Here is a 12,018-nt window from a genome sequence, read left to right as displayed (position 1 = left end):
CCACACGGTACTCCCGGCGCGGACGTGGGGAACCGGCGGTGGAACCGGGCACGTCGGGTGGTGCGCGGCGCGTGTGTGGTGATCCGGGCCTCCCGGCCGGGTCTGCGTAGTCTCGGGGCGTGGTCGTGAGCGCCGGACTGTTGCTGCACCGGACCGGTCCGTCCGGGCCCGAGGTCTTCCTCGCGCACATGGGCGGACCGTTCTGGCGGAACCGGCCGCGTGCCTGGTCGATCCCGAAGGGGCTGGTCGAGGCGGGCGAGGAGCCGCTCGGCACCGCGCTGCGCGAGTTCGCCGAGGAGATCGGCGTGCCCGCACCGGTGAGCGCCGCGGACCTGACCGACCTGGGGGAGTTCCGGCAGGCGTCCGGCAAGCGTGTGCGGGTCTTCGCGGCACGGGCGTCGGGGTTCTCGGTCGACACCGTGCGGAGCAACACCGTGCGGCTCGAGCTGCCGCGCGGGTCCGGGCGGTTCGTCGAGGTGCCCGAGGTGGACGACGCACGGTGGGTCGGCCTCGACGAGGCGCGGGAGCTGGTGGTGGCCGGGCAGGTCGCGGCGCTCGACGCCCTGGTGGCGCTGGGTCGCGCTGCTGGCGGTTCCTGACGCCCCGTCGTGTCCATCGAGGGGTCACGAACTGTCGTCCGGCGGGCCTCCAGGCGACACTTCTCGGCCGCTCGGCGATCGGCGCGCGGCAGGTCCTGACCACTCGTCGGGACCTTCTTGCTCGTGTCGTGCCCCGGACACGAGCCGCGCCCACTGGATAGTCTGAGGGGGTGTCGGGTTCTCCGGCGCCACACCAGGGGAGTACGCATGCGGCGCTGGCGCGCGATCACGGCTGGGCTGACGGCCCTCGCACTCGGAGCAGGACTCGCGATCGGCGGCGCGACCAGTGCGTCGGCCGAGCCGGTCGGCAACTGGGGGACCTTCACCCTCAGCGGAGCGAGCCGGGCCTACACCGGCACGATGACGCTCGCCGGGTTCCCCGAGACGACCTTCACGTCGGACTCCCGGCAGTCGACCGTCGTCAGCGGGGCATCGACCTGGCAGTCGGCGTCGACCCCGTCGGGCGCGGTCTACGGGACGAGCCGCGGCCAGACCTACATGAACCAGCGGCCGAACGTCGACTCGCCCACGTCCGGCGCATCGACGACGACCTACACGTTCGCCGAGCCGACACCGGGCGCCCAGAGCTGGTCGTTCGTGCTCGGCGACGTCGACGCCGATCGGGCGACCATCTCGGCCACCGTCTCCGGGGGCGGCGCCGCGACCGCGGAGCAGCTCGGCTACGTGAGCTCCTACAACTCGTGCTCGGCCGCCGTCGCCGGAGGACCGTCGTGCACCGCTGACCCCGACGGCACGACCGGGCGGGACCTGCCCTCCTGGGACCCCACCACCCGGACCCTGACGGGCAACACCGGCGCGGTCGACACCGCCGGCGCCACGGCGTGGTTCACGCCGACCGTCTCGCTCACCAGCCTGACGATCACGTACCAGCAGCGCAGCGGTTTCCCGGTGTACCAGACCTGGTTCGCCAGCCGCACCGCCGCGATCACCGGCACGGCGACCCTCGACGGAGCGCCGATCCCCGGGGCGATCGTCCGCGTCACCGCCCCGCGCGGCACCGTGTACACGACGACGACCAACGCCGACGGCACCTACGCGTTCCCGCAGCTGCCAGTCATCGCGAACTACCGCGTCGAGATCACCCCGCCGGACGGTGCCGAGGGCCCTGACCAGCCCGCTCGGGTCTCCCTCGCGCAGACCGGCTCGCCGGGCGGCGTGGACCAGCAGGCCGACTTCGCGTTCACGTCACCGGAGGACACCGTGTCGGTCATCGGCACCGTGGTCGACGAGGACGGCCGACCGGTCTCGAACCTCGAGGTCGTCATCACCGACCCGGACTCCGGGGACGTCCTCGTCGACACGACGACGAACAGCGACGGCGTCTACACCGGCTCGGACCTGCCGGCGAACACCGACCTCGACGTGTCCGTCGCCGACGAGCCGCCCATGACCATCACCACCGGCGACGACGACGCGGCACCGGCAGTCCCCGACGAGGTCGAAGCCCCGGCCGCCGTCGTCGCGACGGTCGCCGGTGTGGTCTCGCTCGACGGTTCACCCGTGCCCGCTGGAGCGGTGGTCGAACTCGTCGACGGCACGGGCGCCGTGGTCGCATCGACTGAGACCGACGCTGACGGTCGGTACGTCTTCGCCACCGCGGCGGGCACGTACACCGTCCGGACCGAACGACCCGAGCCAGGGGCGATCGGGGCGACGTCGAACACCGGTGTGCCGGCCGTCGCTGGCGAGCGTGCTTCGTCCGACCTGCCGTTCGCCTCCGCAGCCCCCGCCGCCGAGGTCACCACCGACCAGCCCGGCACGGTCGTCGACACGAACGGCGAACCCGTTCCCGACGTCGAGGTCGTCGCGACTCCGACGGACCCGCAGTCCGGCGATCCCGTGTCGGTCGTCACGGACGACGACGGTGCGTTCGACCTGACCGGACTGGAGCCCACGACGGAGTACGCCGTCTCGGTCGACCTCGAGGGGGCAGAGACGGCGACCGTCGTCACCCCGGAGTCCGGGGCTGCGACGCCGCTGGCGTTCGTGGTGCGGGCTGCGACGGCTCCGGCTCCCGCACCGTCGCCGTCGGAGTCGCCGAGCGGTTCTCCTTCGGCGGCCCCGACCGGCCCCGCCGCCGGGTCGGGCTCCGGCTCCGCGCCGGTCTCGGGCCAGGGCGATGCGGGGGACGGTGGACCGCTCGCCTACACGGGCGCGGACCTCGGCCCGGGACTCATCGCCGCCGGCGTGCTCGTGCTGCTCGGTGCGGCGCTGCTGACCTACCGCGCGGTGCGCAACCGCCGCCGCACGGACCACCTGCAGGACTGACCGCGCGGCGGGCGCAGGACACGGCGCCGCGGGGACGCCGAGGGGTCACGAACCGTCGCCCGCCGACCCGTCAGACGACAGTTCGTGCGACCTCGACGCCCCGCCGACGGCATGTCGTGACCACTCGAGGCCCGGGCACCGCGCGCGTCCCCGCAGCCGCACAACACGCCGCCCGGTTACGCCGAGGGGTCACGAACCGTCGCCCGCCGCCCCTGCAGACGACAGTTCGAGCACCCCCGACGCCCCGCCGACGGCAAGTCGTGACCACTCGACGCGCCGACGACCGCCGACTGCCGACTGCCGACTGACCGCGCCGGCCCCTAGCGCGTCCGCGGCCGCCGCACCGAACCCGTGGCGACGCCGATCGACCCCGTGACCGTCTGGATCGCCCGCCCGACGACCGGCACCGACGTGGTGACGACCGCGAGCGACGACGTGATGGCCTCGATGGACGAGGTCGACAGGTGCTCCTGCGTGTGCGTGTGCACCGGGAACCCACGGCGCGCCAGCACGACGACCCCGAGTGCGCCGACCAGCACCGCGGCACCGGCGAACGGCAGGTACTGCAGCCCGACGATCCCGAGGGCCTGCCCGCCGAACGCCGCACCACCGGCGATGCCGATGTTCGACGCGCCGTTGACCAGCGCGCCGGCGATGTCGGGGGAGACGCCTCCGGCACGGATCGCCGCGGCCATGAAGAGCGTGCCGGTCGTGCCGTTCGCGGCCATCCAGACCCCGGCGACGACCATCGTCCCCATCAGGGAGCCGTGCACGAACGGCATCGTCGCGAAGGCCACGACCATCACGGCGACCGAGGCGATCAGCGTCTGCCGGGGCGCACGGTCGACGAACATGCCGGCGAGCCAGAGCCCGACGACACCGGTGCCACCGAGCACGAGCAGCGCCCCGCTCACCATGCCGGCGTCGAGCCCGGCGTCGATCGCGTACGGCCCGATGTAGGTGTAGACGACGTAGTGCCCGCCGAACAGCAGCATGTCGGCGATCACGACGGACAGCAGTCCGGTGCGTGCCCAGGCCTTCGGCGAACCGATGTGCGGCGACGAAGCACCGCGGACGGCGGGCAGGAACAGCAGGGCGACGACCGCGAGTGCCGCTGCGGCGACACCGACGGAGAACACGGCCTGGCGCCAGCCGATGTGCTGCGCGACCCAGGTCGCGACGGGCACACCGAGCACGAACCCGAGCGAGCTGCCCGAGTACACGAACGCGATCGCCCGCCCGGCCAGCCGCGGCGGGACGATCCGGGTGGCGTACGCCGAGGCGACCGAGAAGAACAGCGCGTGCGCGATGCCGCCGACGACGCGTCCGGCGCAGACGACGGCGAACGACGGTGCGAGCGCGACCATCAGGTTCGACACGGTGTAGCCGACGAGCGTGGCGACGAGCACGGTCTTGCGGGGCAGCTTCGCGGTGAACGCGGTGAGCGGCAGCGCGAGGAGCGCGACGGCCGCGGCGTACACGGTGATGACGATGCCCATGGTGGCCTCGGTCACGCCGAGGTCGGCGCTCATCGTGCCGAGCAGCCCGACGGGCATGAGCTCGGTGGTGATGGCGAAGAACGTGGCCAGTCCGAGCACGGCGATGCCGACGATCGACTGGCTGGTGACGGTGATCGGCCGCGTGTGGGTCGACACGGCCGAGGTGGTGGTGTTGGTGGACACGCTGCTGACCTCCTCCGAGGCACGGTGGAGCGCGCGACGATGCCGATCGTTCTGACGGCGGTGACCGGGAGGGTCTGCGGGGCGCGCTCGCTGGCGGATGTGGATGATGTGGGTACGACTCCACGACGAGTGCGCTCATCCAGTGTTGCACGACGGAACGGCTCTCGCGAGGGCATCCAGCAAATACATCGGAGCGCTCCAACGAAACACTCAGCTGCGGGTCGCTCCCTCAGTACTCGTTCGTCACCCGGCCCTGGACCCCGCCGCCGCGCAGCTCGATCGTCAACGTGCCGCTCCTGGACTGCGCGGACATCGACACCGATCCGTGCAGCGCCGCCTGCCGCGGGAAGCACGCCGTCGACGACTCGATGCGGTCCGCCGTCGCCACCAGGCAGATCGTCGACCGGTCCGTCCCGATGCCGGCCCAGACGTTCCAGGGCGTCTCGGCGGTCCCGCCGTCGAGCGCGCGGTTCGTGAAGACCAGTCGCGTCGTGTGGAGACTCACCGGCGCCGCGACCGGCCCCGGCAACTGGTCGGCGTACGTCTGCGGGACGTCGAGCAGCTGCTCGAGCGTGATCGTCCCCGCCGTCGGCGTGACGCTCGGCGCTGCGGCGACGTCCGGTCGCGCCGTCCCGACGAGCGTCCCGGCGGCGAACGCGACGCCCACCGCCGCAGCCGCGCCGCCCGCGATCCAGGCGCGTGGCCGCTCCGTCCACAACCACCGCCGCCACCGGGTCCGTCCGGTCGGCTCGGCCTGGAGGCCCGGCTCGCCCCCGCCGCCACCCCTCGCGTCGTCGACGTGGTCGCCCCCACCGCCGTCGGTCGCCTCCGACACGTCGGCTCCGGCAGGCACCGCCGCCACGCCGGCGGGCAAGGACACGACCGCCGCGTCAGCGGGCGAGGACGCGGGTACCGGCACGGGCCCTGGACCCGATCGCGTCGCGGACGGGACGGACGTGCGGACAGGATCCGGGCCTCCCGGCAGGGGATCCCGCGCCGTCGCGACCGCACGCGCGCGGGGTCGCCGTCCGCGTTCCAGGTCCTGCAGCGCGATCCGGGCGCGCGCCGCGTCCGCCGGGCTCGATCCTGCTCCCCAGGCGACGGCCTCGAGCCGTGCCCGTTCCGCTGCCACGTCGTCGTGGGCCATGCGCACTCCCGCTCTGCCGGTCGCGTGGACAGGTCCATCGTGGCACCGCGCAGCCGTGCGCGCGCACCCAGAACGAGGGAGTAGGCGTGGTGCATGAGCACCGACCCCATGCCGCAGCACGACGCCGACGCCGAGACCCTCGAGCCGCTGAGCCACGACACCCAGTCCGGCGAGGCCGACTACGTCGCGACCAGCCCCGGCGGCGCTGGCACGGAACGTCATGTGCCGACCGCCGACGAGGAGCAGGGCCGCGGCACCGAGTACGACCCGGTCGACCAGGGACCGCAGCAGGAGGGCCAGGGCGGCTAGCGGACCACCCGTCGCAGCACGGCGCGTTCGCCGTACGTCCAGGCCGCACTCGTCACGACGTAGAGCGCGGCGGCGAGTGGTGCGATCGCCGCGAACACGACCGTGATGAACGGCACGTACCGCCCCACGGCGGCGGTCGCGGCGGCCCCGGGAACCCCCGGTTCCGGCGCCGGCACCGGGTTCCAGTGGGCGTTCGACCGGCGGCTGAGCTCGACGACGACCGCCAGCACCGCCAGCAGGACCAGCACCACCCAGGCGTGCACCCACAGCGGCGACGTGAGCGTGACGACGAGCGAGTGGCCGAGCGGGACCCCGACGAGCGTCGCCTCCAGCAGGGCGTTCGCGGCGCCGTCGATCGAGGCGTGCGTGAACAGCGCGTAGACGAGCGACACCACGGGTGCCTGCGCCAGGACGGGCAGGCAGCCGGCCAGCGGCGAGACCTTCTCGTCGGTGTACAGCTGCTGCACCGCTCGCTGCAGCCGCTGGGTGTCACGGCCGTGGCGCTTCCGGAGCGCCGCGAGCCGGGGTGCGAGGCGCCGGCGGTCCCGTTCGGCCCGCACCTGCAGCACGGACAGCGGGACGAGCACCAGGCGGACGGCCAGGGTGAGGAGCACGACGGCGATCGCCGCGGCGAACGAGCCGGCGACGGGGGAGAGCGCCGCGGTGAGGGCGGTGACGAGGTCCGCGCCGCCGTGCAGCAGCGGGCCGACGAGGGGCAGGGTGGACAGGTCCATGACGGTTCCGATCAGTGGTGGGTCAGCGGGGTGCGCGAGCGGCCCGGCCACCGGTCGGTGGTCAGGCCGGGGTCGCGACCCCCGGCGCCCGTGAGCGGACGTGGCCGTCGGCGTCGGGGTGGCTCCACCCGATCCGGGTGACCAGGTCGGGCACCGCCGACCGATCCGACAGGGATGCCGATCCGACCCCGAGGACGGCCGCGAGCACCGCGACGAGCAGTCGGGCGACGACGACGGTCACGGCGACCGCGGTCAGCCCGAGTGCCGCCACGGCCAGCAGGGGCAGCACCCCGGCGGCCGGGTCGCCGAGCACCAGCGCGGCGGTGGCGCGGAGCAGCAGCAGGACGGCGGTCATGGTCCGTTCAGCGTAACGCCCGCGTGCCGTCGAGGACCGGAAGGTGCGGCGGGGGAGGATCACGGCATGACCGCAGGTTCGCCGAGCACCCCAGCGACCGTCGCGCTCGAGGCGGCCGGGGTCCCGTACACGCCGCACGTGTACGAGCACCACGAGAGCGCCACCAACTTCGGAGAAGAGGCGGCCGCCGCCCTCGGGCTGCGCGAGGAGCAGGTCTTCAAGACCCTGGTCGTCTCCGTCGACGGCACCCTCGCCGTCGCGATCGTGCCGGTGGCGAACCGGCTCGACCTCAAGGCGATCGCCGCGGCCGTCGGGGGCAAGAAGGCGACGCTGGCCGATCCCGCCCTCGCCGAGAAGCGCACGGGCTACGTGGTCGGCGGGATCAGCCCGGTCGGCCAGAAGACCCGGCTCCGCACCGTGCTCGACGAGTCGGCGCTGTCGTACGCGAGCATCTTCGTGTCCGGCGGTCGTCGCGGATTCGACGTCGAGGTGGCACCGACGGACCTCGCGCGGATCACCGAGGCGGTCGCCGCACCCATCGCGCGGACCTGAGTCGAGTCGCCGCAAGTTTTTTCCGGACCCGGGAATGACCCGGGCCCTCCTGCGTTGCATTGAGTCGAAGGCACTCAAGTTCCCCAGGAGGTCCCTTTGCCAGAGACGTTCGGCCCGACCGGTAGCAATGACTCGTTCGACGAGTTCCTCGCCCGCCTGCTCGCGGCACAGCGCACCGGTGACCAGCAGCGCGTCCGCGCGTTCGGTCGACCGGTCGACATCACCCGGCTGCTCAGCCGCCGGACCCACGAGCTGCTCCAGCACACCGCCGAGTACGCGGTCGCGCAGGGGCAGCGCGAGATCGACGCACTGCACATCCTGCACGTGCTCGTCCGCACCGAACCGTTCGACGCCGTCGTGCGTTCCGCCGGGGTCGACCCCCGGCGACTCGCCGAGGAGATCGAGCAGCGCCTGCCGATGGCGCACGAGCCGCTGGCCGAGCAGACCGGCCGCCCGGCGCTGACCGCCACCGCCCAGCGCATCCTCGTCGAGGCGACGCAGGCAGCGCGGGGCTTCGGCAGCACCTACACCGACCCCGAGCACGTCTTCTTCGCGCTCGTGATGGACCAGGAGACCGTGACCGGCCAGCTGCTCGCCAGCGCCGGGATCACCCCGCAGGTCATGCAGGACTACGCCCAGCAGGCCGCGGCAGCAGCACGAGAGGGGCGCCCCATGCCCGGAACACCCGACGCCGTCGGCACCGACCAGGCCACCGACAGCGACACCCCGACGCTCGACCAGTTCGGCACCGACCTGACCGAGCGCGCCCGTGACGGGCACGTCGACCCGGTGATCGGCCGCGCCGACGAGATCGAGCAGACCGTCGAGATCCTGCTCCGCCGCACCAAGAACAACCCGGTGCTGATCGGTGAGCCCGGCGTCGGCAAGACCGCGATCGTCGAGGGCCTCGCCCAGCGCATCGTCGACGGTGACGTCCCCACCCTGTTGCAGGGCAAGCGGGTCGTCGCGCTCGACCTGCCCGGAATGCTCTCCGGCACCCGCTACCGCGGCGACTTCGAGGAGCGCCTCACCAAGGCGATGGACGAGATCGCGGCGCACGCCGACGAGCTCATCGTCTTCGTCGACGAGCTCCACACCGTCGTCGGCGCCGGTGGCGGCGGCGAGGGCGGCTCGATGGACGCCGGCAACATCCTCAAGCCCCGACTCGCGCGCGGCGACCTGCACCTGGTCGGCGCGACGACGCTCAACGAGTACCGCCGGATCGAGAAGGACGCCGCGCTCGAGCGCCGGTTCCAGCCCGTCACGGTGGGGGAGCCGAACGTCGAGGACGCCGTCGCGATCCTGACCGGCCTCGCCCCGCGCTACGAGGAGCACCACGGCGTCGTCTACACGCCCGAGGCACTCCGCGCCGCCGTCGAGCTCTCGCACCGCTACGTGACCGACCGACACCTGCCGGACAAAGCCATCGACCTCATCGACCAGGCCGGTGCACGCCGTCGCCTCGCCCTGTCGGGCGACGTCGACGTCGAGGCGCTGCGTGCCCAGGTCACCGACCTGACGGCCCGCAAGGACCGCGCGGTCGCCGAGGAGCACTACGAGGAAGCGTCCGACCTGCGCGACGAGATCGTCGGACTGGAGGCCCGGATCACCGCCGCCTCGTCGGCGGACGCCACCCGCGCCTCCCGTCCCGAGTCCGCGGACACGTCGATCACGGAGGCCGACATCGCCGCGGTGGTGTCCCGCGCCACCGGGATCCCGGTGACCCGCCTCGGCTCCGCCGACAAGACGCGGCTCGCCGCGCTCGAGTCCGAGCTGCACGACCGAGTCGTCGGCCAGGACGACGCCGTGCGGGCGATCGCGAAGGCGGTACGACGCAGCCGGACCGGCATGGGCGACCCGCGTCGTCCGGTGGGCAGCTTCCTGTTCCTCGGCCCGACGGGCGTCGGCAAGACCGAACTCGCGAAGGCCCTGGCGTCGTCGCTGTTCGGTGACGAGTCCGCCATGCTCCGCTTCGACATGAGCGAGTTCGGCGAACGCCACACCGTGTCCCGCCTGGTCGGTGCCCCTCCCGGGTACGTCGGCTACGACGAGGCCGGCCAGCTCACCGAGCGTGTCCGCCGCAACCCGTACTCCGTGATCCTGCTCGACGAGGTCGAGAAGGCCCACCCGGACGTCTTCAACCTGCTGCTGCAGGTCCTCGACGACGGCCGGCTCACCGACGGGCAGGGGCGGACGGTCGACTTCCGGAACACCGTCGTCATCATGACGTCGAACATCGGCTCGGAGTTCCTGGCCTCCCGCTCGGGGGCGCTCGGGTTCTCCCCGGTCGGTGCGACGGACGGCTACGAGGAAGACGACCTGCGGGCCCGCGTCATGGGCAAGCTGCGCGAGGCGATGCGGCCCGAGTTCATCAACCGCATCGACGAGATCGTGCTGTTCCGCAAGCTCGACCGATCCCAGATCGCGTCGATCGTGTCGCTGCTGCTGCAGGACACGGCGCTCCGGCTGGTCGCACAGGACATGCTCCTGTCGGTGTCCGACGCGGCGGTCGACTGGCTCGCCGAGCACGGGTACGAGCCGGAGTACGGCGCCCGCCCGCTCCGTCGGCTCATCCAGCGCGAGGTCGACGACCGCATCGCGACCCTGGTGGTCGAGGGCGGGGTCGCCGCGGGTGACACCGTGCGGATCGACGTCGAGGGCGATGCCCTGACGGCGAGCGTCGCGGAGCACGCGGCGGTCTAGTCCGGTCGCACGCACACACGAGGGCCCGGTACCGATTCGGTACCGGGCCTTCGGCGTGCACGGGCCGCCGCGGTGTTCGGGAATGCAATTCCGGACATTTTTTCGAAAAAAGGGTTGCGCTCCGAATTGCGGTGCCGATAGTGTTCACTCGTCGTGAACGGTCGAACATTCGACCCGGACGACTCCGCCAGCTCGAGACCGAAAGGGGGCCGACCCATGATGATCACAACGACCACTCCGTTCCGTGGAATCCGTGGACGCGTCGGTACCCCGTCCCGCGTCCGCTGACCCGGGGCGTCCCACTCTCCTGACACCTGTGCCTCCGGGCACCGTGCGCTGAGCCGATCGGGCTCGCGCAGCACCGGTTCGTTCGTCTGCTGAACGGCTCGTCGACTCGTCGATGCGTGCCGTCCGATCTGCGCGGATGACGCCGGAAGAATGTCGGTGGACAGTGCGACGCTCTCGGTGTCGACGAGCATTCCGCGATCGTTGTCCGAACATTTCCGGACCATCCCGGAGTGCATTCTCACGCATTCAATGCCTGCTGCCCGCAACCCGGGCGGATTCGTCCTGCCCGACACCCGGGCAGCTCTGCCGTGCCCTGAAGGGGAACACCGTGTCCACGAAGACCACCACCCGTCCACCCGATACCCGCGCGGTGCGCCGCCGGGTCTCACTCGCCGACCGCATCGCACTCCGAGTCGGGATGTCGCTCATCATCTGGAGCCGACGCACCCGCAAGGAGCGGCCCGAGGTCGACCTCGCCACGCTGGCCCGCCTCGAGCGCGAACGCCAGCAGCGCGAGGCCGACTGGATCACCCAGGGTGCCGCCATGCGGATGTGGCGCTGACCCGCGGTGCTGCGTCGGCGGCGCTGTCGTCGGCGTCACACGCTCGCACGCATGGTGCGAGGTTCCGTGCTCCGTGACCGCCCCTCGGGGTGGCACCACGTCCGGAACCTCGCACGATGCCGGGCACCCCTCGCACCGTGCGGGGCGTCCGGACGCACCCCGGGCCTCCCGTACCGTTGGCGGGTGACCGAAACCGCAGCTGCACTCGTCGAACGCCTCACCGCCCTCGTGCCGGACTTCCCGAAGCCGGGGGTGCTCTTCCGTGACGTGACGCCGGTGTTCTCCGACGCCGTCGCGTTCGGCCGCGTGTGCGAAGCACTCGCGGCACCGTTCGCGGTCGGAGCCGGGTTCGACGCGGTCGCCGGCATCGAGGCCCGGGGCTTCGCGCTGGCCGGGGGCATCGCCGCCCAGCACCAGGTCGGCGTGCTCACCGTGCGCAAGGCGGGCAAGCTCCCCGGCGAGGTCCTCAGCGAGCAGTACGCGCTCGAGTACGGCGAGGCAGAACTCGAACTGCGGCCGGGTCAGCTGCCCGCCGGCACCCGGGTGCTCGTCGTCGACGACGTCCTGGCCACCGGGGGGACCGGCGCCGCCACCATCACGCTGCTCGAACGCGCCGGGTACCAGGCCATCGGCTTCGCCGCCCTGCTCGAGCTCGACGGCCTGAACGGGCGCGAGCGTCTCGAGCCGCGGCTGCCCGTCGCGACGCTCGGCGCCGTCCCGGCCTGAGCGCGGGCAACCGCCCGGTCGGGGCGCCCATCCGTTCTCTCCACAGGCGCACCCCCGGCGTCCGCACGCGAG

The 12,018-nt window shown here is 72.7% G+C and carries 11 protein-coding genes; 7 read left to right on the top strand and 4 right to left on the bottom strand.

The window, feature by feature from the left end; translation table 11 throughout:
- The first annotated feature begins 119 nt into the window (after positions 1 to 119).
- Positions 120 to 599, top strand: a complete 480-nt coding sequence (locus DEJ00_RS09165; protein WP_111057131.1) for an NUDIX domain-containing protein — start codon at positions 120 to 122, stop codon at positions 597 to 599.
- A gap of 207 nt (positions 600 to 806) precedes the next feature.
- Positions 807 to 2,888 (top strand): collagen binding domain-containing protein, encoded by a 2,082-nt coding sequence (locus DEJ00_RS09160; protein ID WP_111057130.1) that lies wholly within the window; start codon positions 807 to 809, stop codon positions 2,886 to 2,888.
- 320 nt (positions 2,889 to 3,208) lie between these two features.
- Here the strand turns inward: DEJ00_RS09160 and DEJ00_RS09155 are convergent, their stop codons facing one another.
- Positions 3,209 to 4,570, bottom strand: a complete 1,362-nt coding sequence (locus DEJ00_RS09155; protein WP_111057129.1) for an MFS transporter — start codon at positions 4,568 to 4,570, stop codon at positions 3,209 to 3,211.
- Between the two features lie 229 nt (positions 4,571 to 4,799).
- Positions 4,800 to 5,450 (bottom strand): hypothetical protein, encoded by a 651-nt coding sequence (locus tag DEJ00_RS09150; RefSeq protein ID WP_146247926.1) that lies wholly within the window; start codon positions 5,448 to 5,450, stop codon positions 4,800 to 4,802.
- 360 nt (positions 5,451 to 5,810) lie between these two features.
- Between DEJ00_RS09150 and DEJ00_RS09145 the strand changes: the two genes are divergently transcribed.
- The gene (locus DEJ00_RS09145) at positions 5,811 to 6,026 is read left to right on the top strand and encodes a hypothetical protein (RefSeq protein WP_027465592.1); all 216 of its coding nucleotides are present in this window, start codon (positions 5,811 to 5,813) and stop codon (positions 6,024 to 6,026) included.
- Here the strand turns inward: DEJ00_RS09145 and DEJ00_RS09140 are convergent.
- Together DEJ00_RS09140 and DEJ00_RS09135 are read right to left on the bottom strand one after the other, a co-directional pair.
- Positions 6,023 to 6,760: a membrane protein insertase YidC gene (locus DEJ00_RS09140; RefSeq protein WP_111057127.1), complete on the bottom strand. Its 738-nt coding sequence runs from the start codon at positions 6,758 to 6,760 to the stop codon at positions 6,023 to 6,025. The genes DEJ00_RS09145 and DEJ00_RS09140 overlap by 4 nt on opposite strands.
- Positions 6,761 to 6,821: 61 nt before the next feature.
- Positions 6,822 to 7,115, bottom strand: coding sequence for a hypothetical protein (locus tag DEJ00_RS09135; protein ID WP_146247925.1), 294 nt, complete (start codon positions 7,113 to 7,115; stop codon positions 6,822 to 6,824).
- A 66-nt stretch (positions 7,116 to 7,181) separates the two neighbouring features.
- Between DEJ00_RS09135 and ybaK the strand changes: the two genes are divergently transcribed.
- The 4 genes from ybaK to DEJ00_RS09115 all read left to right on the top strand — a co-directional run bounded on the left by ybaK (position 7,182) and on the right by DEJ00_RS09115 (position 11,946).
- Positions 7,182 to 7,667 (top strand): Cys-tRNA(Pro) deacylase, encoded by a 486-nt coding sequence (gene ybaK, locus DEJ00_RS09130; protein ID WP_071244681.1) that lies wholly within the window; start codon positions 7,182 to 7,184, stop codon positions 7,665 to 7,667.
- A gap of 96 nt (positions 7,668 to 7,763) precedes the next feature.
- Positions 7,764 to 10,370 (top strand): ATP-dependent Clp protease ATP-binding subunit, encoded by a 2,607-nt coding sequence (locus tag DEJ00_RS09125; RefSeq protein ID WP_111057125.1) that lies wholly within the window; start codon positions 7,764 to 7,766, stop codon positions 10,368 to 10,370.
- A 616-nt stretch (positions 10,371 to 10,986) separates the two neighbouring features.
- On the top strand, positions 10,987 to 11,220 hold the full coding sequence (locus DEJ00_RS09120) for a hypothetical protein (RefSeq protein WP_146238520.1): 234 nt from the start codon (positions 10,987 to 10,989) through the stop codon (positions 11,218 to 11,220).
- A gap of 183 nt (positions 11,221 to 11,403) precedes the next feature.
- Complete coding sequence (locus DEJ00_RS09115) at positions 11,404 to 11,946, top strand: adenine phosphoribosyltransferase (RefSeq protein ID WP_017887364.1); 543 nt, start codon at positions 11,404 to 11,406, stop codon at positions 11,944 to 11,946.
- Positions 11,947 to 12,018: the final 72 nt, after the last annotated feature.

The sequence above is a fragment of the Curtobacterium sp. MCLR17_039 genome (assembly GCF_003234745.1).
Lineage (GTDB): Bacteria > Actinomycetota > Actinomycetes > Actinomycetales > Microbacteriaceae > Curtobacterium > Curtobacterium flaccumfaciens.
This window is presented reverse-complemented; position numbering and strand designations above follow the sequence as displayed.

What these genes read in the sequence shown, in the direction of transcription:
- DEJ00_RS09160 (WP_111057130.1), top strand. Translation starts at nt 807, where the DNA reads ATGCGGCGCTGGCGCGCGATCACGGCTGGGCTGACGGCCCTCGCACTC.
- DEJ00_RS09145 (WP_027465592.1), top strand. Translation starts at nt 5,811, where the DNA reads ATGAGCACCGACCCCATGCCGCAGCACGACGCCGACGCCGAGACCCTC.
- DEJ00_RS09140 (WP_111057127.1), bottom strand. Translation starts at nt 6,760, where the DNA reads ATGGACCTGTCCACCCTGCCCCTCGTCGGCCCGCTGCTGCACGGCGGC.
- DEJ00_RS09135 (WP_146247925.1), bottom strand. Translation starts at nt 7,115, where the DNA reads ATGACCGCCGTCCTGCTGCTGCTCCGCGCCACCGCCGCGCTGGTGCTC.
- ybaK (WP_071244681.1), top strand. Translation starts at nt 7,182, where the DNA reads ATGACCGCAGGTTCGCCGAGCACCCCAGCGACCGTCGCGCTCGAGGCG.